This window comes from Pseudoalteromonas sp. NC201 (assembly GCF_002850255.1).
GTDB lineage: Bacteria > Pseudomonadota > Gammaproteobacteria > Enterobacterales > Alteromonadaceae > Pseudoalteromonas.
Genome location: NZ_CP022522.1, coordinates 1,495,433 through 1,518,816, shown reverse-complemented (window position 1 = coordinate 1,518,816; position 23,384 = coordinate 1,495,433). Strand labels below are relative to the sequence as shown.

19 protein-coding genes are annotated in these 23,384 nt (G+C 42.6%); 10 read left to right on the top strand and 9 right to left on the bottom strand.

From position 1 onward, the window contains the following. Positions 1-8: 8 nt before the first annotated feature. From PNC201_RS06225 to PNC201_RS06200, 6 genes are all read right to left on the bottom strand, one after another. Positions 9-533, bottom strand: coding sequence for a MotA/TolQ/ExbB proton channel family protein (locus PNC201_RS06225; RefSeq protein WP_010606403.1), 525 nt, complete (start codon positions 531-533; stop codon positions 9-11). Continuing rightward, the gene (locus PNC201_RS06220) at positions 533-1,894 is read right to left on the bottom strand and encodes a MotA/TolQ/ExbB proton channel family protein (protein ID WP_029215858.1); all 1,362 of its coding nucleotides are present in this window, start codon (positions 1,892-1,894) and stop codon (positions 533-535) included. Before PNC201_RS06220 ends, PNC201_RS06225 begins: the two co-directional genes overlap by 1 nt. A 6-nt stretch (positions 1,895-1,900) precedes the next feature. Beyond that, positions 1,901-2,671, bottom strand: coding sequence for a DUF3450 domain-containing protein (locus PNC201_RS06215; protein WP_010606401.1), 771 nt, complete (start codon positions 2,669-2,671; stop codon positions 1,901-1,903). A 403-nt stretch (positions 2,672-3,074) separates the two neighbouring features. Further along, positions 3,075-3,719, bottom strand: coding sequence for a CatA-like O-acetyltransferase (locus tag PNC201_RS06210; RefSeq protein ID WP_102056510.1), 645 nt, complete (start codon positions 3,717-3,719; stop codon positions 3,075-3,077). 49 nt (positions 3,720-3,768) lie between these two features. Then, positions 3,769-4,809, bottom strand: a complete 1,041-nt coding sequence (locus PNC201_RS06205; RefSeq protein WP_102056509.1) for a Leu/Phe/Val dehydrogenase — start codon at positions 4,807-4,809, stop codon at positions 3,769-3,771. A gap of 428 nt (positions 4,810-5,237) precedes the next feature. After that, positions 5,238-6,764 carry a fumarate hydratase gene (locus tag PNC201_RS06200; RefSeq protein WP_102056508.1) on the bottom strand — a complete coding sequence of 509 codons (1,527 nt, stop codon included), beginning with the start codon at positions 6,762-6,764 and terminating at the stop codon, positions 5,238-5,240. A gap of 164 nt (positions 6,765-6,928) precedes the next feature. On the opposite strand from PNC201_RS06200, the gene pabB reads away from it, so the two are divergent. The 6 genes from pabB (at position 6,929) to PNC201_RS06170 (ending at position 13,845) form a co-directional block, all read left to right on the top strand. Beyond that, a complete protein-coding gene (gene pabB, locus PNC201_RS06195) occupies positions 6,929-8,278 on the top strand; it encodes an aminodeoxychorismate synthase component I (RefSeq protein WP_102056507.1) in 1,350 nt (449 codons plus the stop codon). After that, a complete protein-coding gene (locus PNC201_RS06190; protein WP_102056506.1) occupies positions 8,268-8,828 on the top strand; it encodes a CoA pyrophosphatase in 561 nt (186 codons plus the stop codon). The genes pabB and PNC201_RS06190 overlap by 11 nt, the downstream gene beginning before the upstream one ends. A 168-nt stretch (positions 8,829-8,996) precedes the next feature. Beyond that, positions 8,997-10,373, top strand: a complete 1,377-nt coding sequence (locus tag PNC201_RS06185) for an L-serine ammonia-lyase (RefSeq protein ID WP_010606395.1) — start codon at positions 8,997-8,999, stop codon at positions 10,371-10,373. Between the two features lie 130 nt (positions 10,374-10,503). Further along, complete coding sequence (locus PNC201_RS06180) at positions 10,504-10,734, top strand: hypothetical protein (protein WP_102056505.1); 231 nt, start codon at positions 10,504-10,506, stop codon at positions 10,732-10,734. 229 nt (positions 10,735-10,963) lie between these two features. Continuing rightward, entirely contained in the window at positions 10,964-13,306 is a 2,343-nt protein-coding gene (locus PNC201_RS06175; protein ID WP_102056504.1) for a S8 family serine peptidase, read from the top strand. 14 nt (positions 13,307-13,320) lie between these two features. Beyond that, complete coding sequence (locus PNC201_RS06170; RefSeq protein WP_010606392.1) at positions 13,321-13,845, top strand: hypothetical protein; 525 nt, start codon at positions 13,321-13,323, stop codon at positions 13,843-13,845. Between the two features lie 447 nt (positions 13,846-14,292). On the opposite strand, the gene PNC201_RS06165 is transcribed toward PNC201_RS06170, so the two are convergent. Beyond that, positions 14,293-15,663 carry a YjiH family protein gene (locus tag PNC201_RS06165; RefSeq protein ID WP_010606391.1) on the bottom strand — a complete coding sequence of 457 codons (1,371 nt, stop codon included), beginning with the start codon at positions 15,661-15,663 and terminating at the stop codon, positions 14,293-14,295. Positions 15,664-15,728: 65 nt separating this feature from the next. Beyond that, positions 15,729-16,787 (bottom strand): outer membrane protein assembly factor BamC, encoded by a 1,059-nt coding sequence (gene bamC, locus PNC201_RS06160; protein WP_102056503.1) that lies wholly within the window; start codon positions 16,785-16,787, stop codon positions 15,729-15,731. 332 nt (positions 16,788-17,119) lie between these two features. Here bamC and PNC201_RS06155 point away from each other — a divergent pair, with 332 nt between their 5' ends. Further along, positions 17,120-17,653, top strand: a complete 534-nt coding sequence (locus tag PNC201_RS06155) for a glycine cleavage system protein R (RefSeq protein WP_010606389.1) — start codon at positions 17,120-17,122, stop codon at positions 17,651-17,653. A 9-nt stretch (positions 17,654-17,662) separates the two neighbouring features. Next, positions 17,663-18,136 carry a thioredoxin-dependent thiol peroxidase gene (gene bcp / locus PNC201_RS06150; RefSeq protein ID WP_102056502.1) on the top strand — a complete coding sequence of 158 codons (474 nt, stop codon included), beginning with the start codon at positions 17,663-17,665 and terminating at the stop codon, positions 18,134-18,136. Positions 18,137-18,221: 85 nt separating this feature from the next. Here the strand turns inward: bcp and putP are convergent, their stop codons facing one another. Beyond that, positions 18,222-19,703 (bottom strand): sodium/proline symporter PutP, encoded by a 1,482-nt coding sequence (putP, locus tag PNC201_RS06145; RefSeq protein WP_102056501.1) that lies wholly within the window; start codon positions 19,701-19,703, stop codon positions 18,222-18,224. A gap of 319 nt (positions 19,704-20,022) precedes the next feature. On the opposite strand from putP, the gene PNC201_RS06140 reads away from it, so the two are divergent. Beyond that, entirely contained in the window at positions 20,023-21,243 is a 1,221-nt protein-coding gene (locus tag PNC201_RS06140; protein WP_010606386.1) for an EAL and HDOD domain-containing protein, read from the top strand. 89 nt (positions 21,244-21,332) lie between these two features. Then, positions 21,333-23,351: a TonB-dependent copper receptor gene (locus PNC201_RS06135; protein WP_102056500.1), complete on the top strand. Its 2,019-nt coding sequence runs from the start codon at positions 21,333-21,335 to the stop codon at positions 23,349-23,351. Positions 23,352-23,384: the final 33 nt, after the last annotated feature.

Here is a 23,384-nt window from a genome sequence, read left to right as displayed (position 1 = left end):
ATCTCTCTCTAGTGATGAGGCAAGCTATCAACTAGCTTCTCTTTAGCCATTTTCGCACGTGCTTCTAGACGCGTGCTAAAGAAAACACCTGATAGTGCCGCAACCATTCCAGCCATTGTTGGTACCGTAGCCATTGAAATGCCTGAAGCCATTAATCGCGCGTTACCCGTACCTTGAGTAGCCATTGTTTCAAATACGGTGATCATACCTGTCACTGTACCTAAAAGACCGATTAATGGACACATTGCAACCAATGTTTTGATAATCAACATGCGCTCATCTAATTTTTCAGACACTTCAGAAATCCAAGCATCGCGGATTCTGTGTGCGTACCAAGACGTAGTATCTTGCCGGGCGTCCCACTTAGCGACGATTTCCTTATGCATTTTAGGAAATTCGCCGAGTAGGAACCAATAGCGCTCAATCATTAAAACCCACATTAGAAAGAGTGCCATTGCGACCACGTACAATACATCGCCGCCTGTAGCAACAAAATCCCTGATAGATTCCCATATCTCCATCAGGACTAACATTAGGCTTTCTCCTTCTCCGCGTGAGTAGCAACAATACCTGCGCTTTGCTCATCTAGGATGTGTAGAACCGCTTTACTACGACCATGTACAACAGCATGAAGTAGAATCAGAGGTAGAGCTGCAATAAGACCTAGTGCTGTTGTTACTAGCGCTAGAGAGATGTTACCTGCCATGATCTTCGGATCACCAGTACCATGTAGTGTGATTGATTCGAATGTCATGATCATACCAACAACCGTACCTAGTAGACCTAGTAGTGGCGCGATGGCCGCTAGGATCTTGATGATGTTTACGCCCATCTCGATACGCGGAGTTTCACGTAGGATAGCTTCATCAAGCTTAAGCTCTAGGTTTTCAACGTCTTGGTCTTTGTTGTCGTGATAAACTTTCAAGATACGACCAAGTGGGTTGTTAGTGTTAGGGTTATTTGCATTTTTGATTTGCGCTTTGATTTTACCACTAACAATGAATAGGTCTAGCATACGAACGATTGCAATCAATGCACCTAAGATAAGTAGTGCTGTAATGATGTAACCAACCGTATCACCTTGGTGCCAGCGCTCTTCCATCGTTGCACGTTGAGTATTAAGTCGTAATAATGAACCACGAGTTGGGTCAACTGCAAACATAACAAACTTATCAGCAGATGCACCGATTAGACGCTCAACACCACCTAGTTCACCGCTTGGCTGCTTACCAAGAGGAACAATTTGCTTGTTCTCAGGATCGTAAATAACGTAGCCGTCTTTAGTGACTAGGTTGAAGTTACCAACACGTGTTACTTCTTTAACGTTTACGTCACCGTTTAGCTCAGCAACTTCAGCTTCAAACTTAGTTACTTTAGCTGATTCAGTCATTTCAGTTTGGAAAGCAATCCAAAGATCTTCAAGTTCACGAGTAGTTGGCAGCTCTTTCGCTTCAGCTAGTGAACGAAGAACTTCAGCACGTCCTGGCTTTTCAGCACTTACAAGTGAAGCTTCGATTGAACCGATGGCATCAGCAGCTGAACGACGTACAACACCGAACATTTCACCGAGTGTACCTTTGGCATTTTCAAGCTCAACTTCTTTTTCAGCAAGTGTGATTTCATTTTGCTTGAATTGTTCATTTAAACGCTCACCACGTGCTTTCTCAGCAGCCAATTCACGCTTCGCTTTGTTCAACAATGCTTGTTTGTCAGCACGGTCGTTTAAAAACTCTTGCTCACGTTGTTTGTTGATTTTGCCTTCAGAGATACGGTTTTGTTTAACCTGTTCTAGGATTTTGTCTAAGGCTTCAGTGTTTGCGTGTGCATTTAGCGCGGCACCAGCAGAAACTGTTAACGCTGCAGCAACTGCAAAACCTTTAAATAGTTTCTTCATCATTAATTACTCCGCGCCAAAGATAGGTAGGTTTACAAGTTCAGGAGCCGCTTGCTTACGTGCAATACGGATCATGCTCTTAACTGGCTTAAGATATTCTTCGCCAAGTTGATCCCACTGCTTAGTGTTGTTGTTCCAAACCCAAGCATGTTTTTGGTCGAACGACTGAGCTACGTATGCGATACGGCCAAGGCGTGCGAAGTCAACATTGATGTTTTTGCCGTTTTGTTCAAGAGAACCTTGGCTCGCAATCATTGTTGCACTGTAGTCAGTTTCAATCGTGTAAGCTTCAAGCACTTGACGGAACTTCTCAGAAGTAGTTACAGATGAGTTAGTCATGATGCTGCGAAGTTTCTCAACGCGATCTAGACGTGTTTCTTGATTAAACGGAACGTCCGCTTTGATGAATTGCTCAAGCGTATCGATCATGCGATACATCAAAGGCACAACGTCCTGTTTTGTCTTGTCAATAGTACCAATTTGACGCTCAAGAGACTCAATACTTGCATTTTGATCCGCTACAAGACGTGCAACGTGATCGTTATACACTTTAAGCAGTTCTGCTTCTTCAACTAGACCACGGTATTCCGCGATCATTTCTTGAGACTGACCGTAAAGGTTATCAATCTTTTCTTGAGACTTTTTAGCAGCCGTTTGAGTTTGTTGACCTACTTTTTGTATGTCATTCAAAGGATCTGCAATCACATTGCTGCTTGCAAAAGCTGTCGCGCCTAAAAGCGCCGTAGCTACAAGGCTCTTTCTGATTTTAACAGACATAGTTCCCAACCAATTAAGTAATGTTACTTTTATAATTTTCGCGCTCTCACCAACGTAAGAGCAACCCTGATATCATTTGACAGATATCAACTGTCCAATAATGCTAAATGCAACACGATGTGTCAACTTCACTGTGAAAACATTTTTTGTCTATAAATAAGTAATAATTATATACAAAACAAAAAATTAACATCAAAAACACAGCAAAATATACACAACCCTCGCAAAACCAACCTTTTGCATACGCTGTTTACAATATTTTACATCGGATTTATTCCAATAAATTGAATAGATATTCCAAATAGAACTTATGAATAATCTATAAAAACAGTAGTATAGTCAAAATTACTCATTGCACAGAACGCAAATTATTTCATCTTCTGCGAACTAACGCAAAATTTGTTTATCTGTCCCAAATCGCTTGATCTATTTTTTCCTGTAGAATTTGAACGAATTCAGCGACGTGTAGGCCATCCATTAAGGCGTGGTGGACTTCGATACAAAATGGCATCGTACCATCTGCTTTATTGTATTTTCCGAACACAAATTTTGGGATACCGAAGTCATCTCTACTGTGCCTTGCATGACCAAAACTGGAAAAAGATAGCCATGGAAGTATAGATACATGAACGCAATTTGGCACCTGACTTTCCGTTAAAAATTGCTCGCTGACAAGCGGCCCATTTAATTGCTCAGTTTTACTATGCAAATTGGCACTAATAAAGCGCTTGAAATCGGTTTCAGGGGCAAGCCTTACAAATCTGAAGGTTTCATCCTTCCGCAGAAAAACACTGCTAATTTCTACCACATCATATTCGACTACTGTCCCCGCTTCGATTCGGTAACGAATGGGCGCATAGCTTTGCAAAGCCAACTGCAGTGCATACAGGCAGCTAAGAGAAAACGGCACTGTATTACGCTTACTCATTTCATAAACTCTTTCCATTTGTAAGCTGACGGTGACTGTAAAATATGGCTGGGTAAAATCATTGAAGAAGGAAAAATGTTCTTGGCGGGGCCAAGTATCAAGAGATAATTTCTTTTTCATACAAAAAAAGGGGCTCATGCCCCTCTCTGGTAATTAAACGGCGCTTTTATTATAGACCGTTTTCAATAATCTCTTGAGCTAATTTATCAGCAATAATATGCGTTGAAACTTTCTCATCTTCAGAACGCTTAAAGATTTCAGTTAGCGTGTCGTAGATGCCTTCTACGTGTTTAGTCGCTGCAGCCTCATCATAACCTTCAGGTTTTGTTTCATAGTAAACATTGATGATTCCACCAGCGTTGATCACGTAATCTGGCGCATAAAGAACACCTTTTTCACGAATAATCTCACCATGACGAGACTCTGCAAGCTGGTTGTTTGCACATCCTGCAATAATTGTGGCTTTGATACGTGGAATAGTATCGTCATTTACCGTAGCACCTAGTGCACACGGCGCATATACATCAACATCTAGATCATAGATTTCATCAATACCAACAGCAGTAGCATTGAAATCATTGACCACTCTTTGTACTGACTCTTCGTTGATATCAGTAACAAATAGCTCTGCACCCGCTTCATGGAGGTGCTTACATAAAGTGTAAGCAACTGCACCCAAGCCCTGCACGGCAACTTTGATACCAGCCAAATCTTGATGACCATACTTGTGTTGGTAAGCTGCTTTAATTCCAAGGAATGTGCCTAACGCAGTATATGGAGAAGGGTTACCGCTTTTACCTTCGAGGCCCATTACGTAGTTAGTTTCTTTATGCATTACCATTACATCACCGGTTGTGATGTTTACATCTTCAGCTGAATAGTAACTACCACCTAGGCGGTCTAGGTGTTTACCAAATGCTCTGAATAGCGCTTCTGACTTGATAGTCTTAGCATCGCCAATAATGACAGATTTGCCACCACCAAATGGTAAACGTGCAACCGCATTCTTATATGTCATCCCTTTAGACAGACGCAGTACATCATATACTGCGTCTTCATCAGAGGCATAATTCCATAGACGACAGCCACCTACAGCTGGACCTAGCTTAGTGTTATGTACCGCGATAATAGCTTTAAGGCCTGATGCTTCGTCTGAACAGAATACGACTTGTTCATGGTTATCAAATTCAACTTGGTTAAATACAGCCACTTTCTTCTTCTCCAAAAATTATCTATCCCATACGGGTAAGCTCTTAGGTGTGACTTTGCGTTCAATACCACACTAAGGGCAAATAGCGCTGAAATTGGCAAGACTCTATCACTAACTCTAGCACCATTCCACAAATTGAGATGATATAAACCCAATTCAAAGCAAATACAAATATTTAATTCAAAAGGAAAGAAAAGAAAGAAAAAACAAACCAAAAATAAAAAACTTAAAGGAATTTTAATTTAACTTATTGAGCTTTTCTGAAGTTACTGTTTACGTAAACGGAAGGCTAGTAAGCATTGTAAACATATCAGTACAAAAAAGGAGGCTGCTAGCCTCCTCAATAATGCTTCGGATCGTCACTTTAACACCGAAGACAAATATTTAAGTGGAAAGTACCTATATGCTCTCCACTAACGCAAAACTGATCAACTAAGTTTGCTATCTAACTCTTCAATTCGTGCTTTCCAAATTGCAGGGCCTTGGGTATGCGCATTCTCACCATTGCTATCAACGGCAACCGTCACCGGCATGTCTTCTACTTCAAATTCATAAATAGCTTCCATACCTAAGTCTTCAAACGCCACAACACGAGATTTCTTAATTGCCTTAGCCACTAAGTACGCTGCGCCACCTACAGCCATAAGGTATACGGCTTTATTCTGTTTGATTGACTCGACAGTTGCTGGACCGCGCTCGGCTTTACCGATCATGCCGATAAGACCCGTTTTCTCTAACATTAGATCAGTAAACTTATCCATACGTGTAGATGTGGTAGGACCTGCAGGTCCCACGACTTCATCGCCAACAGCATCCACAGGACCCACGTAATAGATGAACTTATTAGTGAAATCGACACCTTCTGGCAAGCCTTGACCAGAATTCATCATTTCTTGCAGACGTTTATGCGCTGCATCTCGACCAGTTAAGATCTTGCCAGAAAGCAGGACAGTTTCACCCATTTTCCATTCTTGGATATCTGCTTTGATCAAAGTATCTAAATTGACACGACGCGTATCTTCACCTACTTCCCAAGTCACTTCTGGCCAATCTTCGAGCTTTGGTGCTTTTAGATCTGCAGGACCTGAACCATCTAGTGTGAAATGTACGTGGCGTGTAGCGGCACAGTTAGGGATCATTACCACTGGCTTAGACGCTGCGTGTGTTGGTGCTGTTTTGATTTTAACGTCAACAACGGTTGTTAAACCACCAAGGCCTTGTGCGCCAATGCCTAGCTTATTTGCACGTTCAAAAATTTCTAGACGCAGTTTTTCTTCTGCAGTTTCGGCACCGCGTTCCATCAGCTCATGGATATCAACCGGATCCATTAAGGATTCTTTTGCCAGTACAGCCGCTTTCTCTGCTGTACCACCGATACCTATACCTAGCATGCCCGGAGGACACCAACCAGCCCCCATTGTCGGTAATGTTTTTTCTACCCACTCTGCAACATCATCTGATGGATTTAGCATCACCATTTTAGTTTTGTTTTCAGAGCCGCCCCCCTTCGCTGCAATCATCACTTCAACTTCAGCACCAGGTACTAAGTCAATGTGTACTACCGAAGGCGTATTGTCTTTGGTGTTTTTACGGCTACCTGCCGGATCGGCAACGATTGATGCACGTAGCGGGTTATCTGGGTTCATATAGGCACGACGAGTTCCCTCATCTACCATTTGTTGTACCGTCAAGTCAGTTTTATCCCACTTAACGTCCATACCGACTTTAACAAAGCAGGTTACTATCCCAGTGTCTTGACACAGCGGGCGCTTACCTTCTGCTGACATGCGTGAGTTAATTAAGATCTGTGCAATTGCATCTTTCGCGGCCTTACTTTCTTCTTTTTCGTAGGCTTTTTCTAATGCTTGGACAAAATCAAGTGGGTGGTAAAATGAGATATATTGAAGCGCATCTTCAATGCTATCAATAAAGTCTTGCTGACGGATTGTACTCATGACGGTTCCTCAATTTTCGACGGTATTTTTTGGTATTGAAACTTTCGCTGGCAATTGTTGTTATTCAGCGTCAGAAAGTCAATTTCAATACCTTAAACTATGGAATAGCAGGTAACTATGATAACCTCCCCGCCCGTTTGGGGCTAGCTTTGCAGGTCAAGTAAATGATAAACGAGCGAATAAACTGTACGAAATTAGACATTAGGCACAATGCACTAGAATTATTTGAACACTTTGCAAACGAATCTCAGGCTATCCTGTTAGATTCAAGCGATTCTGATCACATCAATAGCCGCTACGATATCATTGCGATTGCACCAATTAATTTACTTGAAGCTAAAGACGGAAATGTATTTTTAGACGGCAAGCTGCAGAGTGAATCTATATTCACTGTGATGAAAGATAAGCTTACCCAGTATAGTAATTGCAGTGCTCCTTATGATTTACCTTTTAACGGCGGTTGGCTTGGTTATTTTGGCTATGATCTCGGCCGTTATATTGAACACATACCACATTGTGCGGAACATGATATTAAGCTACCCGACGCCTGTGTTGGCTTGTATCCAGACGCGTTAATTTATGACAAAGTACACAAAGCTTGGTTTTATGTGTCGCAACCTAATACACAAAGGCTAGAGATGTATTTGCAGCGGCTCGAGGACACCTCAGCGTTCGAGCCATTTAGGCTGACGTCACAGTGGCAGTCAAACATGACTAGAGCACAATACGAGCAAAACTTTGAGCGCATTCAATCTTATTTGTTAAGTGGCGACTGTTATCAAATAAACCTAGCACAGCGATTCAGTGCTAACTTTGAAGGAACTCCGTGGCTCGCGTATAAAAAGCTTCGAAACCACAACCAAGCGCCTTTCTCAGCATTTTTTAACTTAGGCAATAGTGCTATTGTTTCTGTGTCACCAGAGCGCTTCATCCAAGTTAAAAACAATATTGTAGAAACTAAGCCGATCAAAGGCACCTTGCCAAGATTACCAAATACTGACGCCGATAAAGCGCAAGCTGAGAAACTGAGAAACAGCAGCAAAGACCGAGCCGAGAATGTCATGATAGTAGACCTACTACGTAACGACTTGGGTAAAGTGGCCAAGCCAGGTTCTGTCGCGGTTCCATCACTCTTCGCAATCGAAAGTTTTCCTGCGGTTCACCATCTAGTAAGCACGGTAACGTCTAAACTGGCAGAAGGAAAATGTGCTGTTGATCAACTCGAAGCCGCCTTCCCCGGTGGCTCCATAACAGGTGCACCTAAGATCCGCGCCATGGAGATCATCGAAGAGCTAGAGCCGCACAGACGCAGCGTTTATTGCGGCTCAATCGGCTACCTTAGCGCCTGTGGTAATATGGATACCTCTATCACTATCAGAACCCTAGTTTGTCATCAAAATAAGATACATTGCTGGGCAGGTGGTGGTATAGTCAGAGACTCTCAAGTACAGTTGGAATTTGAAGAGACTTACCACAAAGTGAATAAAATTCTCCCGGTATTAAATGAAGATTGATCAGGTAATATCGCAATTTATGTTGGCGCCCATCATGGCGCAAACACCAACCTCACTGCATACTCTAAAGCAAAGTGCGGTGCTTATTCCCATTGTTGATGTAAACGCTCGAGCCCACCTGTTGTTTTGCAAACGCAGCAGCGAATTGCCGAGCCACCCGAGTCAAATTTGCTTTCCTGGCGGCAAAGTCGAACAACAAGATAGCAATATCATCAACACAGCACTGCGCGAAACCGAAGAAGAGATAGGTCTGACAATCTCTGAGTCTCAAGTACTGGGCATATTGCCGTTTATGCAAACGCTCACCGGTTACCAAATCACCCCCGTTGTTGCTTCTGTACAACAAGATGCGACTTGGGTGAATCAAAGCGACGAAGTACAACAAACCTTTACAGTGCCATTAAACCAATTAAGCACGGCCAAGAATTGGCGAACCTTCCATTTTACCAATAAAGGCAAACCCGTTTCACTCGACGGATTTATGACACCACATGGCTTACTGTGGGGCGCAACGGCAAAAATCGTCAAACAGTTCACCGCCCTATTTTAGCCCTTAACTGGTAAGACCTTTTTTAAAATCCACCTCCACCTTGCAGATTAGAGACCTTTCTATCATGCTTACTGCAAAACTGGCATATACTTTTGCCGATTATGGGTTACTTCCCTAAGTAGACACGTTATGATGGCGTCCGTTTTAAAGGCAATGTGAGTAAAATTTATGATCAGTGCATTCGATATGTTTAGTATCGGTATTGGACCTTCTTCCTCTCATACAGTGGGACCAATGCGTGCTTCTAGGTTATTCGTACAAGACCTTCAGGCACAAGGCATCGTTGATGATATCACTTCGGTGAAAGTGGAACTGTTCGGTTCTTTAGGCCAAACAGGTATTGGCCACGGCTCTGGCAAAGCTGTTATTTTGGGACTTGCGGGTTACGATCCTGAGACCATAGATGCAGATCTAGTACCAGAGATCTTAGAAACCATAGAAAATGAACAGGTTATCTATCTCGACAAGCAACATAAAGTAAAATTTCCTAAGCAAGGCGCGATTGTTTTTCACCGTCGAAAAACGCTGCCTAAGCACTCCAATGCGATGGAAATCAAAGCGTATAAAGGCGAAGAGCTTGCTCATAGCCAAATTTACTATTCGATTGGTGGTGGCTTTATCGTTACCGATCAGAATTTTGAAGCTGAAAAGCAAGCTGCGCTAGATATCAGAACAGAAAACCCGGCACCTTACCCATTCAATTCAGCCGCCGAACTACTGGAAATGTGTAAAGAGTCTGGTCTCAGTGTGTCTTCGTTAATGATGGCCAACGAGAAAACGCTACGTAAAGAATCTGAAATCAAAGAAACGCTATTCCACATCTGGCAAGTAATGAAAGCTTGTATTGAACGTGGTATGAAAACCGAAGGTATTTTACCGGGCGGTTTAAAGGTTCGTCGTCGTGCACCTAGCCTGTATTTAAAACTCAGTGTAGAAACGCACCAAGATCCACTGCGCGCAATGGATTGGGTGGATTTGTTTGCACTTGCAGTTAATGAAGAAAATGCAGCGGGCGGCCGCGTAGTAACCGCACCAACCAATGGTGCAGCCGGTATTCTTCCAGCGGTGTTAATGTACTATCACACTTTTATCAAAGAAGTGGATATAGAGATTGCCACACGTTATCTACTTACCGCAGCGGCGATTGGGATCTTATATAAGAAGAATGCCTCTATATCTGGCGCTGAAGTTGGATGCCAAGGTGAAGTAGGTGTTGCGTGTTCAATGGCTGCTGGCGCTCTTACCGAAATCATGGGTGGTAACGTAGTACACGTTGAGAACGCCGCTGAGATTGGTATGGAGCATAATCTAGGCCTAACCTGCGATCCTGTCGGTGGGCTTGTGCAAGTTCCGTGTATTGAGCGCAATGCAATGGGTTCTATTAAAGCCATTAATGCTTCTCGTCTTGCTTTGCGCGGAACGGGCGATCAAAAAGTATCACTAGATAAAGTGATTAAAACGATGCTTGATACCGGTAACGATATGAAAACTAAATACAAGGAAACCGCGCGCGGTGGATTGGCGGTAAACATTATTGAGTGCTAGTTGACAATTGTCAGTTCACTTTACAGATGACTTAATGGCATCATGATGGTAAATCATGATGCCATTTTTTATCGTCACTACAATGAATTCGTCATGATATTACTTATCAACAAAAAGGAGTAAATTGGCTATGTCAGGCACTACAATGGTTTTTTTGATTGTACTTATTAGTGTTGGTGGAGGAATAATTAGCGAAATCTATAAACGCCGCTTGGAATTTAAAAAAATAGACGCACAAAGAACAAAGGTGCATGATGAGCTACACTCAGAGATTACTGCATTAAAAGCAAGAGTGGCAACACTGGAGCAAATTGTTACCGATGAAGGTTATCAAGTTAAAAAAGATATAAATAACTTATAAAAGAATACGGCTAATAACGCTACTAGGCAAAGGAAAGGAGTCCTTTCTGGTTAATTTTTTCATCTCTTGTTACTGTTTACATTTGTTTTCAAAGAAGATAACCAATTGAATTAAATGATAAAAAAACACCTTTGATTACACTTTATTTACAAAACTTAAAATTATATAATTGCTAACATTAATTTACTTGAGTACATTCGTTACTGCAAAGTGTACAAAGGTAAATAATATGAATAACAATAAATTCAAATACACCGCTTTATCCGCAGCGATAGTAGTAGCACTATCAGCTTGTGGTGGAAGCGATAACAACAATAATAGTTCAGCTCAAGAGCTAGATCATGCACCTCAGGCTGGTGTTACCCAGCTAGAAAATGTAAAACATTGGCAGACCATTTCGGGCTCAATTCAAGCCTCCGACGCAGATAGTGACAATCTATCAATTACAATATTTGACGGTGAGACAGAGATTTCGCCTGTAGATAATGTTTACACTTTTCCTCATGGTATTTTAACGCTAAAAAGTCTAACCGCTTTTGATTACTTGCCAATATCTGGCGAAGCGGCAACTATTAAGTACACTGTTACTGCAAAAGGAAAGTCAGCCAACGGTAGTATTGAGATCCCAGCATCACTAACTGACCCTCTTGCTTACCAGCAATGGCACCTAAATAATACGGGTCAAAAGGCTTACGCACTGAGTGATGCGATGAAAAAAGGCTTGGTCGACCTTTACGTCGGTCGTGGCATTATGACTGAAGAACAAGCGATTGAGTACTGGAATAGTGAATTTGCGGATGCAGAATCAAACATCTTAGTCGCTGGTGAAGATATGAATGTACCAGCAGCATTTGCCCAGGGTGTAACGGGCGAAGGTGTGACAGCCGTTGTCGTTGACTCAGGCCTAGAAATTAGACATGAAGATTTGGCTCCTAACGTTTTGCCAAACCGCTCTCTTAACCTACTTGACAATGCGCTTGATAAAACTGACCCTACGAGCACAGCGACTAATGGTGACCACGGGACTAGTGTTGCAGGTCTGATTGCATCTAAAGGCTGGAACGGCCTAGGCGGCCGTGGTGTTTCGCCTGATACTGGTCTTATCGGAATGAATTTACTAGCTAGCGGTGACAAGACACCGAAGCAAGATCTTTTAGTTCATGGCTTTCCTGGCTCTGGGATAACAGAAAGTGAGTCTATTTCTGTATTCAACCGCAGCTATGGCCTTACCTACCCTGTTCAATTTAGTTATTCGGAACTTGATGAAGCAATTGAATCTTATCCAAACAGGAAGCTTCGTTCAGGCAAAGGTGCTACTAACGTAAAATCAAGTGGTAATAGTTTTGTAAGTGAAGACTTAGAAGGCTCATTTTGTGATGACAATGGTGCAAATGACTTAGGATTAACCTGCTACAATAGCAACAGTGAAAGTAGCCAAGGGCACCCTTACTATTTCTCTATTGGTGCCGTTAACTCAAATGGTAAACATACTAGTTACTCAAGCGCTGGGGCAAACCTGTTAGCAGCAGCTCCTGCTGGGGAATATGGCCGTTGGGCTCCTGCAATGGTTACGACTGATCCAATGACATGTTTAAGTGGTAGTTCTGGTTATACTGGTCGCGCAATCGCCAGTTGGACAGGAGCTTATGGAGAGGAGTTCGCTGCAAGCCAATACCCATTCGATTACCCTGGACATCCAGAAAACCCTAACTGTAATTACCGTTCAACCATGAATGGAACCTCTTCTGCAGCACCAAACGCTTCAGGCGTGATCTCTCTGATCCTATCAGCGAACAGTGAGCTGACTTGGAGAGATGTACGTCATATCATTGTGTCAACAAGCACCAAAAATGACGCCGAAAATGCGCCAGTAACGGTGCCAGTAGGCGCTGGTGAATTTATCGCGCATGATGGCTGGGTAGAAAACGCAGCTGGCTATAGCCATAATAACCTTTATGGTTTTGGCCGTGTAGATGCCGGTGCAGCAGTTAAAATGGCCAAGTCTTACTCAACTAAACTTGGTGAAGAAGTTATTACAGATTGGATTGGCCAAGGCTCCGTAATGGGTCAAGATTCTCTAGAGATGGCAATCCCTGATAACAGTGAAGTTGGTGCCACTTACAAAGTGACTGTCTCAGAGGACATCAACGTTGAAGCTATCCAATTCAAACTGGATGTATTTAACGATGAGTTTGGTATGGGAATTCAAAATGATGAAGCTGTTATACAGTCTACAGCTGGTTCTGACTTGGCAATTGAAGTTATCTCTCCGAGCGGTACGAGAAGCGTTTTATTATCATCTAGACAAGCACTGATACGCCCTGCATATGATTTTAGCGGTGCTGGCTTCCAGGTTGGCTATATCCTAAAAAATGGCGTATTTTTATCAAACAGCTTCTATGGTGAGTCAGCTAAAGGAGAGTGGACAATTCGCTTGTTCGACGTGTCAAACAAGTCGTTTGCGACGACTAGCACAGGTGATATTGTCTACGATGGATACGTAAACAATTCAACGCCATCAAAACTGATGGGTGCAGCTGTACGTATCTTTGGCCATCAATCTGCTGAGTAATTGGAGTGTATACTATGAACAAGTTAAAAATCGCGGCATTAATTACAACTTCACTATTCTTAACTCAAGCAGAGGCTCGAGACAACTTGACTCCTAAACTGGAGAAAGCAAACAAAGTGGCAAATTTTGAAAAGCCTGATTTTGGTGCTTATAAGATTATGTCTGACTATGCATTAGTTCCGTTAGCCATTGCAGATCCTAGTGCTGTAATTAGCCAAAAAGGTGAAAAAGCGCTAGTCAAGTCGACGTCTATCAGCCAGTTATTTACTAAAGGCTCTTTAGTTAAAAATATATTCAATGGTGAGATTGCTCCAGTATCTGGTAACATCAACCTGCTTATGAAAGACAATGCGTCTGCACGCGAATTAGCAAGTGAGTACGGCGTTGCTGTTGAAAATACGTATGACGGTGGCCGAATTGCTGTTGTTAGTGTAAACAGCAACCAAGATTTACTAGGTAAACTTGCTGAACTGAAGCAATCAGGAAAGGTAGTTGAAGCTAGAATTGAAGTGTTAGGTACTTTATACACATCTAGATAATTTTCCTGTCAAACACTAATTTTTCTCAAGCCTCATTTAGAATGGGGCTTTTTTACGCTTCAAAAGCCTAATACACTGATGACTATATTTTCTGCTACCCCCTAAAACCTCAGATATGGCTAGATCAAAAGTGACCTCCGTATTTTGAAATCCATTATTTTATAACTAACCTAAACTCGTATACTTACTATTCTTTATAAAATTGCCTATTAAAAATACAAGCATTGGCTGAAACTTAAGTTATACCAATTTAGGCCCCGTGCCTTAGGCTATAGCTTTAGCGATGATTGCTCGAGGAGGGAATTTAATAGCTTATTTTTAGTACCAATTGGTTATGGGGAGAAATAGAATAATGAATATCTGTATGAAGTTAGTCAACTGACCCACAATATTTAGGCGGGTAAATATTGTGGGTTATCAGTATACTCTGTTACTGAGTGTCCTGTTTTAGCCAACTAACCACTTGGCCATGAAGACGATGACAGGCAGAGTAACAAGTGTTCTCAAGATAAAGATTAGGAATAGCTCCCATAAGTTCACCGGGATTTTGCTGCCAAGCAGCAACGCGCCAACTTCTGACATATAAATAAGCTGAGTTACGCTCATGGCAGCAACGATAAATCGGGTGGTATCGCTTTCAATGGAACCTGCGGCAAGAATTGACGGAATAAACATATCCGCAAAGCCGACAACTATTGTCTGCGCGGCCTTTTCTGCCTCTGCCACATTGAGTAGCTCGAGGTAAGGAACGAAAGGTGTGCCTAAATATTGAAATACTGGCGTATGCTCAGCAATAATCAACGCAAAAGTACCTACAGCCATCACTACAGGTAACACAGCAAACACCATATCTAATGCGTTGTGCAGGCCTTCTTCTAGTGTTCCTTTCACCCCAGGAGCCGTTTTAGCCTTGGTAAGCGCTATATCTAGGGAGTGGCTAAACAACCCCTTCCCTTTAGGCACAGCTTCAGAATCTTCATTATGATCACTACCATCAACATAAATATCTTTTTTAAATCTGAGCGGTGGTAAACGCGGCACAATAATCGCGGCAACAAAGCCAGCTGCGCATACGGTAAGATAAAATGGAGCAAACAGGTGTTCAAGTTTGACTTGGCCAATAACGACTAAGCAAAAAGTGATTGAAACCGCAGAGAATGTAGTACCAATGATTGCCGCTTCTCGTTGTGTGTAATGCTTATCTTCGTATTGGCGAGCGGTCATCAAAATACCGACACTGCCATCACCAAGCCAAGATGCAACACAGTTTACTGCACTACGTCCTGGCACCCCGAATAAAGGGCGCATCACTTTGGTCAGAAGCGTACCAACCATCTCAAGCAAGCCAAAGTTAAGCAGGAGTGGCAGCAATAGTCCGGCTAAAATGAATACACAAAATAGCACGGGCAAAAGATCATTGAGCACTAACGCCCCTGTATTTTCCGAATGGATCGCTTCTGGACCAACACCATTGAAGGTAAGCACAATAAACACCATACCAACTAGTCGGGTTATTAACCAAATCCAGCTTACATCGAATAGGTGTCTTATTATGGTTATTTTTAATAGCGCTTGGGGTCTTAGGAGTTTAACCACCAGACTCATGATCCCAGTAATACATACTATTGCAACGATCATGTCTTTCATAAAAGGGGCTAGTTGCGCTTGCAACCATTTTGCCATCACTGCAATCGGGATAGTCATTGCCTCCCCGACCGCTACTGGCGTCATAAACAAAAAAATACCAATCAATGACGGTACGATAAACGCAAACCACGTTTGTAAAGTGGAGCGTGGTGTCATAGTGCTCTCTGTCATTTTTTACTTCCACAAAAACAAAGAAAAGAGCCGAAGCTCTTTTCGTTTTTAAATTATTATATTTATTAAATCGTTAGACCTTTTTGCCTTAGCAAAGTGATCAAGGCTTGATGCAGGTTATTCATGGTGTTTGCATCAAGTACATTCCCCTCGCTATCCTTCCAGGTAATGGAAGTACGCGTGTCCTGCGCTTGAGCGATCTTTATCGTGTAATCACCATTATCAATCGGTAATACAACCGCTTCTTCACCCCAAATAGAATCCCAAACACTGCTTTCAGGCGCTTCGTAACGAACCAAAACTTCCTGCTTTTCCCTATCGACACGAACAACCGTAAAGTTACTTCTTTCTAGGAAGTTAGAGAAGCGATCAAGTACCGCTTCTTGACCTTTTTCAGTCAGCAGCGCCGAATCACCATTCTTGTCAAACCCAAGTTCAAGTGCCAGTACACCTTGGCGCTTACGCATTTCAACTTGTAGTAAACGATATTGATAGTCAAATTCGGTCACAACTTCATTAAGCGCTCGTACCTCTAAGTGGTTCTTTTGAAGCGCAGTTAACTCGTCATCGCCTTGATAATCTATCAACTCTGCACGAATTGATGCGGTACGCTGGTGCTCTTTCTGTTCAAGGGTAAATTTAAATTTTTGCTTAGACGGCTCTACACTTTCTTCCCAAAACCAGCCGTCTTTTGGTTGGATCAGTGAATACCAAGTTGTCGTCACTGTCCCTTGTGCCTTGTTATCACTTTCAAACCCAGCGTTATGCATTGCGACGACGCCGTCCACGGCGCGCCAAATAAATGCTGGTAAATCCTCTATCCCATCATTTTTATCAAAATAAATCCTTGCGGCGTCTTCACCCTGCTCGACCCAACTACCTTGCGCAACCGTCAATACTTGCTGCGGTGCACGATAACTTACCGGCTCGGCCGTGTTCTCGTATTGACCAACTGGCATGGCAAACTCAGGATCTCGGTAAGGTTGAGACAAGCCTTCAGGGGCTTTCACCGGAGCATTTGCACGATAATTTCTTTCATGATGTGCATCATTTGTGAAAATACTACAGCCGCTTAGACTCACGGCAATTCCAAGAACCAGTGATTTTGGGATCCAATACTGCACTCATTTACTCCTTAGCAAACCCTATTATTATTCGAATCAAAGTTATGATTTAGGATTGCCGAATTGGTTCACACAAAGTTGCCAAAAATTGACAATCTCTGAATTGTTAGTGCTATGACATCGAATGTCCCATCAAATATATTGGGAACACGTATTTCATAGCCAAAATTTTGCCCTATGTTACTTGTCATACATTAGAAAAACAAGCAACCATGTCCAGCAAGCACAATTCTATTTTTTATTACAACCCGCTAGCGCTAAAACTCAGATATGGTAGTATTTCGCGTTAATTATTAACCTTGAGCGCATTACGTGAAATCAGAGGTTCCAAAATGACCATGCATGCAAACCATCAACTTGTCTTAACCGCCATTGGAGAAGACAGATCTGGTATTGTTGGCGAATTGACACAGCTTGTGAGTGACTGCAACTGTAATATTATTGACAGTCGAATTGCAATATTGGGCAATGAGTTTACCTTTATCATGCTACTTGCCGGTGACATGGCGTCTATCAGTCGTGTCGAGCACACTTTACCTGCCAAAGGGATGGAGCTTGGCCTTTTAACGATGATGAAACGCACCGCAAGCCATCAACAAGGCGAATACAGTGCAGGTTATACTTTGGAATATGAAGGGTTAGATACTCCTGGTACGTTAAGTAAAGTAACACGCTATTTCGCAGCGCAAGGGGTGAATATTTGTTCACTGAAGTCAGATACCTTTGAGCAAGAAGACGAGCTACATATGCGCTGCGAGCTCGAGTTTAATATTCCTGTAGATGTGGATATCGATAACTTTAAAGTTCAGTTCGAAGATCTTTCACACTCCTTAAACGTAGACTATATATTCAGACGCATTCGCTAAGGATTTACTATGAATACTTTGAAAGTCGGTGATAAAGCACCATTATTCTCACTGCAAAACCAAAACGACGAGACCGTTGAGCTTGCTACTTTATTAAAGTCACATCAAGTTTTAGTCTATTTTTACCCTAAAGCATTGACCCCAGGCTGTACCGTTCAAGCTGAAAATCTGCGTGACCACAAAACTGAACTGGCTGAATTAAACACCGTAGCCGTTGGCATTAGTCCAGATGCTGTGAAAAAGTTAAAGAACTTTGAAAACAAAAAAGAGCTTAACTTTGACTTACTTTCGGATGAAGACCACACGGTAGCCGATGAGTTTGGTGTGTGGGGCTTAAAGAAATTCATGGGTAAAGAGTATGACGGTATTCATCGCCTATCTTTCTTAGTCGGTCAAGACGGTACCATCAAGCACGTGTTCAATAAGTTTAAAACCAAAGACCACCATGAAGTCGTGATTAACCACTTGAAAGAACACGCTTAAAGTGACTCGTTAAGCCGTATATACGTATATTTGAGAAATAAAAAACGGAGCTGAATGCTCCGTTTTTTGTCCGCTTCAACCGACTTTAATCAAGCGCGTTTTCTACTTTATTAAATAAGGTAGTGATCTCTTTACTTGGTTCCTTGGTCAGTAGGCTAACAGCAAAGATAGCGACTGTCGCAACAATAAATCCTGGGACAATTTCATATAATGTCGCACTAAGCGGCTCGCCATTATAAGTAAACGGACCGTAGATCCATACCAACACAGTCACCGCACCAGATACCATGCCGGCGAGTGCTCCAGCAAAGTTCATACGAGACCAGAATAAGCTTATCAATACTAGCGGGCCAAATGCCGCACCAAAACCAGCCCAAGCATTACTCACAAGATCTAGAATCGAGCTATCTCTGTCGTACGCAAGATAAATGGCAGCAAGCGCTACAACTAGTACACTGATACGACCAACAAGCACAAGTTCTTTATCCGAAGCATTTTTGTTCAAGAATATCTTATAAAAGTCTTCAGTTAACGAGCTCGAACTCACTAATAACTGCGAAGAAATGGTACTCATAATTGCGGCAAGAATAGCTGCAAGTAAGAATCCCGCAATCAATGGGTGAAACAATAACTGGGATAAAATCAAGAAAATGGTCTCAGCATCGTCTACAACAATCCCCTGCTCATGTGCATAAGCAGCACCAAACAAACCAGTGCCCACGGCACCGAGAGCTGCGACTATCATCCAGCTCATACCTATACGGCGCGCTGTTGGCATATCTTTAACACTTCGAACAGACATAAAGCGCACGATAATATGGGGTTGACCAAAATATCCAAGACCCCAAGACATTGCAGAAATAATGCCTATTGCGCCAGCTGATCCCACCCAAGTTAACATCGACGGATTTAACTCGTTCAGTGTTTGAGAAAGTGGATTATCGAGTAATGAGAAGGTAACTACAGGCACTAAAATCAAAGCGATAAACATGATACAGCCTTGGACAAAGTCAGTCAGACTTACCGCTAAAAAGCCACCGAATAAAGTATAAAGCACAACAACACTAGTTGTGATATATAAGCCGCTCTCATAACTCATGCCAAATGAACTTTCGAACAGCTTGCCACCGGCAACCACGCCAGAAGAGGTATATAGCGTGAAGAAAACAATGATCACTAACGCAGAGACTATTCTTAACGCATTTCCTTTATCTTCGAAACGATTGGCAAAATAGTCAGGAATGGTGATCGCATCATTTGCATACTCTGTGTAAACACGCAGGCGCGGAGCGACCAATAAATAGTTGAGCCAAGCACCAATCACAAGGCCAATTGCAATCCATGTACTGCTAAAACCATAGAGGAACATTGCGCCAGGTAGACCCATCAAGATCCAACCACTCATGTCGGATGCACCTGCTGAAAGAGCTGCTACACTTGGTGGCAGACTACGGCCACCCAACATGTAGCCAGACACATCACTGGTCGACTTTTTATATGCATATAACCCAATTCCCAGCATCGCAATAAAATACAGTGCGAGAGAGATTATCGTACCAATCTCCAAATTAGCCTCCTAAATTGTTAGTTGGGCTCTTCTCCAAATGTGAGCTTTTTCTATCACTTAATTATTCGATTTCTAACTCACTTTGAATAAAAGCCAAAAACATAAAGACCTCACTATAACACGCACAAACCATACACCCAACCACCTGAGACTATTGACCAAAATAGTATTTTATTTGTACCTAATTCAACTGGTTAATTATCATTCACCCTATGCTCTGTATTTACCCATATTCTGTAAACTCAATTTCCCAGCGTGACCTGACTGCGCTTTTACCTTATATTAAAGCCAATAGCATTTTGTTTGGACGGTAGTATCTATGTACTTTTACGCGGCTCGTCAGCCAATTTTTGATGTCCAAAGGGAATTGATTGGCTACGAACTTTTATTTCGTGATGGATTAAGTAACGTATTTCCCGAAATTGACGGCGATGAAGCGACAAGCCGGTTAGTTGAGGGCAGCCAGTTTACCTTTGGCCTAGATGATTTAACCAATCAACAGCCAGCCTACATTAACTTCACCCTAGAAACACTTGCTAAAGGTTATGTACAAATGCTCGCCCCCGAGCAAGTTGTTGTAGAAATATTAGAAACAGTACAACCGGGCAAACGGCTCTTAGCCTGTGTCAAAGAGCTAAAAGAGCAAGGTTATACACTAGCGCTTGACGATTACCATCACCAAAATGTGTGGCGCCATTTTTTTCCTTATATCGACCAAATAAAAGTCGACTTTTTGGCGACTAACCTTGACCAAATTCATGCCATTAAAGGCGCGATACAGGATTTTCCTAACATTGATTTAGTGGCAGAAAAAGTAGAAACCTACGAGCAGTTTGAACTCGCCAAGTCGCTTGGATTCAAATATTTTCAAGGCTTCTTTTTTGCCAAACCCGAGATGGTCAAAACCAAAGCACTAGCCCCCTCGGAATTAGCCATGGCTGAATTGCTTTATGAGACTTCAAGCGTTGAGCCCGACCTTGCTAGGATCACTCAGGTCTTCGAGCGTGATGTAAACCTAAGCTACAAACTTCTTCGTTATGCAAATAGTGCCGTATTTAAACGCCGAGCAGAGATATCGACGATTAAACAAGCCTTGGTTGTACTCGGTAGTGATGAGCTTAAGCGTCTGATCTCATTATTGTTTGCTTCACAGCTTAATACAGAAAAGCCCAAAGAACTGCTTTCACTCTCATTATTGCGTGCACACTTTATGGAAGCAATAGCAACTAAGGCCAACAAAGTCTCCGATACTGGGAGTACATTTTTGGTTGGTATGATGTCACTGATGGACGCCATTCTTGATGACGATATGGCCAGTTTATTGACGAAGTTACCCTTATCTCAAGAAATTAAATCAACTTTACTGAAGAAACCGAGTGCTTTTGGTATCTATCTAGACCTTGCAGAATCTCTGGAAAAAGGTGATTGGGATAGTGTTGAAACCATATCAAAATCTCTTGGCGTAACCAGCCAAAATATCGCAGAGCTATATCAAAAGTCGCAAGTTTGGAGTGACACTCAAATAAAAGCGATAGAGTAACCTATCAAAGGATGCGACAATCTGTCGCATCCCGCTAAGCACCTGATAGCGATAAAATAAGTTCACCAAAACAACTTCAAAGTGAACTTATGAAACGCACCCTACTCTCTCTTGCTATTGTTTCCTTATCCCCCATAACTCATGCCGATGAAATTGAAAAAATCGTTGTTATTGCACCGATGCAAACACCAATTACGCTAACAACGGATACCAAAGCAGTACGCCAACCACTACCAGCACAAGATGGCGCGGATTTACTCTCTTCAATCGCCGGGTTCTCACTAATTAAAAAAGGCGGCGCAAGCGCTGACCCTGTGTTTCGCGGTATGGCAGGCTCTAGAATTGCGATTATCGCCAATAATGGTCAAACGCTGGGTGGTTGCGGTAGCCGCATGGATCCGCCAACGGCATATATTACGCCACAATCCTACGACACCTTAAAAGTCATCAAAGGCCCACAAACTGTGTTGTATGGGCCAGGCAACAGTGCTGCCACTGTGGTATTTGAGCGTGAAAATGAACGCCTAGCTAAGTCAGAAGTGATTGGCTTTACCAATGCGGTGCTGTCGAGCCAAGGCCGCCACAGTGTTAACAGTGATATCAAGGCTGGTAATGAACGCGGATACGCTCGGATCGCTGCAAATTACAGCGATGCTGATGATTATGAAGATGGCAATGGTACCAAAGTTCACTCGGCTTACGAGCGCTGGAATATAGACACAGAGTTTGCCTATACCCCAAGCGATGACGCCTTTTACTCTATCACTTACGGGGTGAGCGATGGTGAAGTTGCCTATGCCGACCGCATGATGGATGGTAGCCTCTTCGACCGAGAAAATATTGGCCTGAATATCAAATTATCCTCCCTTTCATCTCTGATTGAAGAGTTAACATTCAACGCATACTATAACTACGTCGACCACATCATGGACAATCATAGCTTACGTCCTTTTGTTGCTAACATGATGATGAAAACACCAACCTCCTCCAATCCTGACCGTAAAACTTATGGCGCAAAGCTTACGTTGACTTCAGAAATCAATGCCCAACATACTTTTGTCTACGGTGTCGATTATCAAGCAAATGAGCACCGCAATCGAGTCAGCCGAGATCAATTCAACAATCCGGTAGAAACGATGCCGCGCCAAATAGATGCTGAATTTAGACAGCTCGGTGTATTTGCCGAGTTCGAATATCAATTGGGTCGCTCCAGCCAATGGGTTAGCGGATTACGCATTGATGATTGGCAGAGTGAAGATCATCGCACCATGATAAACGCAATGATGTCAATGAAACCAAACCCAACCGCCCTACAAACAAGAGACGATACGTTATTCAGCGGATTTAGCCGTTATCAAGCACAGTCTGAAAACAGCAGCTATTTTGTCGGTTTCGGCGTTACAGAGCGTTTTCCCGATTACTGGGAAGTTGTCGGTGGTAGTCGAGGAAGTGAAACGTCTATTTCTGCCTTTAATGTCGATACTGAAAAGACCTTGCAATTAGATGCTGGATTGGTAAAACAGTTCAAGGCCATTAACGTCAATTTCTCGGTGTTCTATAACCAAATTGACGACTATTTATTAGTCGACAATATGTTTGAAAAGATGAATATGACGTCAAAAGTGACCAGAAATATTGACGCGGAAACCTTCGGTTTTGAGGGTGAAGTAATGTGGCAAGCGAGCAAAGCGCTACAACTCACCGGAAGTATCAACTATGTAAAGGGTAATAACCTTACTGACAATCTCGCATTAGCTCAGCAACCACCTTTGCAACTGCGTATTGCAAGCAATTACCAATTAAGCGATAAGTGGCAACTAGGCGGATTGGTAAGATTAGTACAACACCAGCATAGAGTGGCGATTGGACAAGGGAATATTGCAGGTCAGGATATCGCTGCAACGACTGGATTTGGTACACTTGCACTCAACACCAATTATCAATATAGCGATGCATTACAACTCAGTGCAGGAGTAGATAATGTGCTCGATAAAACCTATGCCGAGCATTTAAGTCGTTCAGGCGCCGCAGTAAGTGGCTTTGACCAAATTGATCGAGTCAATGAGCCGGGAAGGACGCTTTGGGCAAATCTCAACTGGCGCTTTTAAGTTTTCGCAAAGATAACGAAAAGGTCGGCGATT

What these genes read in the sequence shown, in the direction of transcription:
- PNC201_RS06200 (WP_102056508.1), bottom strand. Translation starts at nt 6,764, where the DNA reads ATGAGTACAATCCGTCAGCAAGACTTTATTGATAGCATTGAAGATGCG.
- PNC201_RS06190 (WP_102056506.1), top strand. Translation starts at nt 8,268, where the DNA reads ATGAAGATTGATCAGGTAATATCGCAATTTATGTTGGCGCCCATCATG.
- PNC201_RS06180 (WP_102056505.1), top strand. Translation starts at nt 10,504, where the DNA reads ATGTCAGGCACTACAATGGTTTTTTTGATTGTACTTATTAGTGTTGGT.
- PNC201_RS06185 (WP_010606395.1), top strand. Translation starts at nt 8,997, where the DNA reads ATGATCAGTGCATTCGATATGTTTAGTATCGGTATTGGACCTTCTTCC.
- PNC201_RS06210 (WP_102056510.1), bottom strand. Translation starts at nt 3,719, where the DNA reads ATGAAAAAGAAATTATCTCTTGATACTTGGCCCCGCCAAGAACATTTT.
- PNC201_RS06135 (WP_102056500.1), top strand. Translation starts at nt 21,333, where the DNA reads ATGAAACGCACCCTACTCTCTCTTGCTATTGTTTCCTTATCCCCCATA.
- PNC201_RS06155 (WP_010606389.1), top strand. Translation starts at nt 17,120, where the DNA reads ATGACCATGCATGCAAACCATCAACTTGTCTTAACCGCCATTGGAGAA.
- PNC201_RS06140 (WP_010606386.1), top strand. Translation starts at nt 20,023, where the DNA reads ATGTACTTTTACGCGGCTCGTCAGCCAATTTTTGATGTCCAAAGGGAA.
- PNC201_RS06170 (WP_010606392.1), top strand. Translation starts at nt 13,321, where the DNA reads ATGAACAAGTTAAAAATCGCGGCATTAATTACAACTTCACTATTCTTA.
- PNC201_RS06225 (WP_010606403.1), bottom strand. Translation starts at nt 533, where the DNA reads ATGTTAGTCCTGATGGAGATATGGGAATCTATCAGGGATTTTGTTGCT.
- PNC201_RS06165 (WP_010606391.1), bottom strand. Translation starts at nt 15,663, where the DNA reads ATGACAGAGAGCACTATGACACCACGCTCCACTTTACAAACGTGGTTT.
- PNC201_RS06175 (WP_102056504.1), top strand. Translation starts at nt 10,964, where the DNA reads ATGAATAACAATAAATTCAAATACACCGCTTTATCCGCAGCGATAGTA.
- bcp (WP_102056502.1), top strand. Translation starts at nt 17,663, where the DNA reads ATGAATACTTTGAAAGTCGGTGATAAAGCACCATTATTCTCACTGCAA.
- pabB (WP_102056507.1), top strand. Translation starts at nt 6,929, where the DNA reads ATGATAAACGAGCGAATAAACTGTACGAAATTAGACATTAGGCACAAT.
- PNC201_RS06220 (WP_029215858.1), bottom strand. Translation starts at nt 1,894, where the DNA reads ATGAAGAAACTATTTAAAGGTTTTGCAGTTGCTGCAGCGTTAACAGTT.
- PNC201_RS06215 (WP_010606401.1), bottom strand. Translation starts at nt 2,671, where the DNA reads ATGTCTGTTAAAATCAGAAAGAGCCTTGTAGCTACGGCGCTTTTAGGC.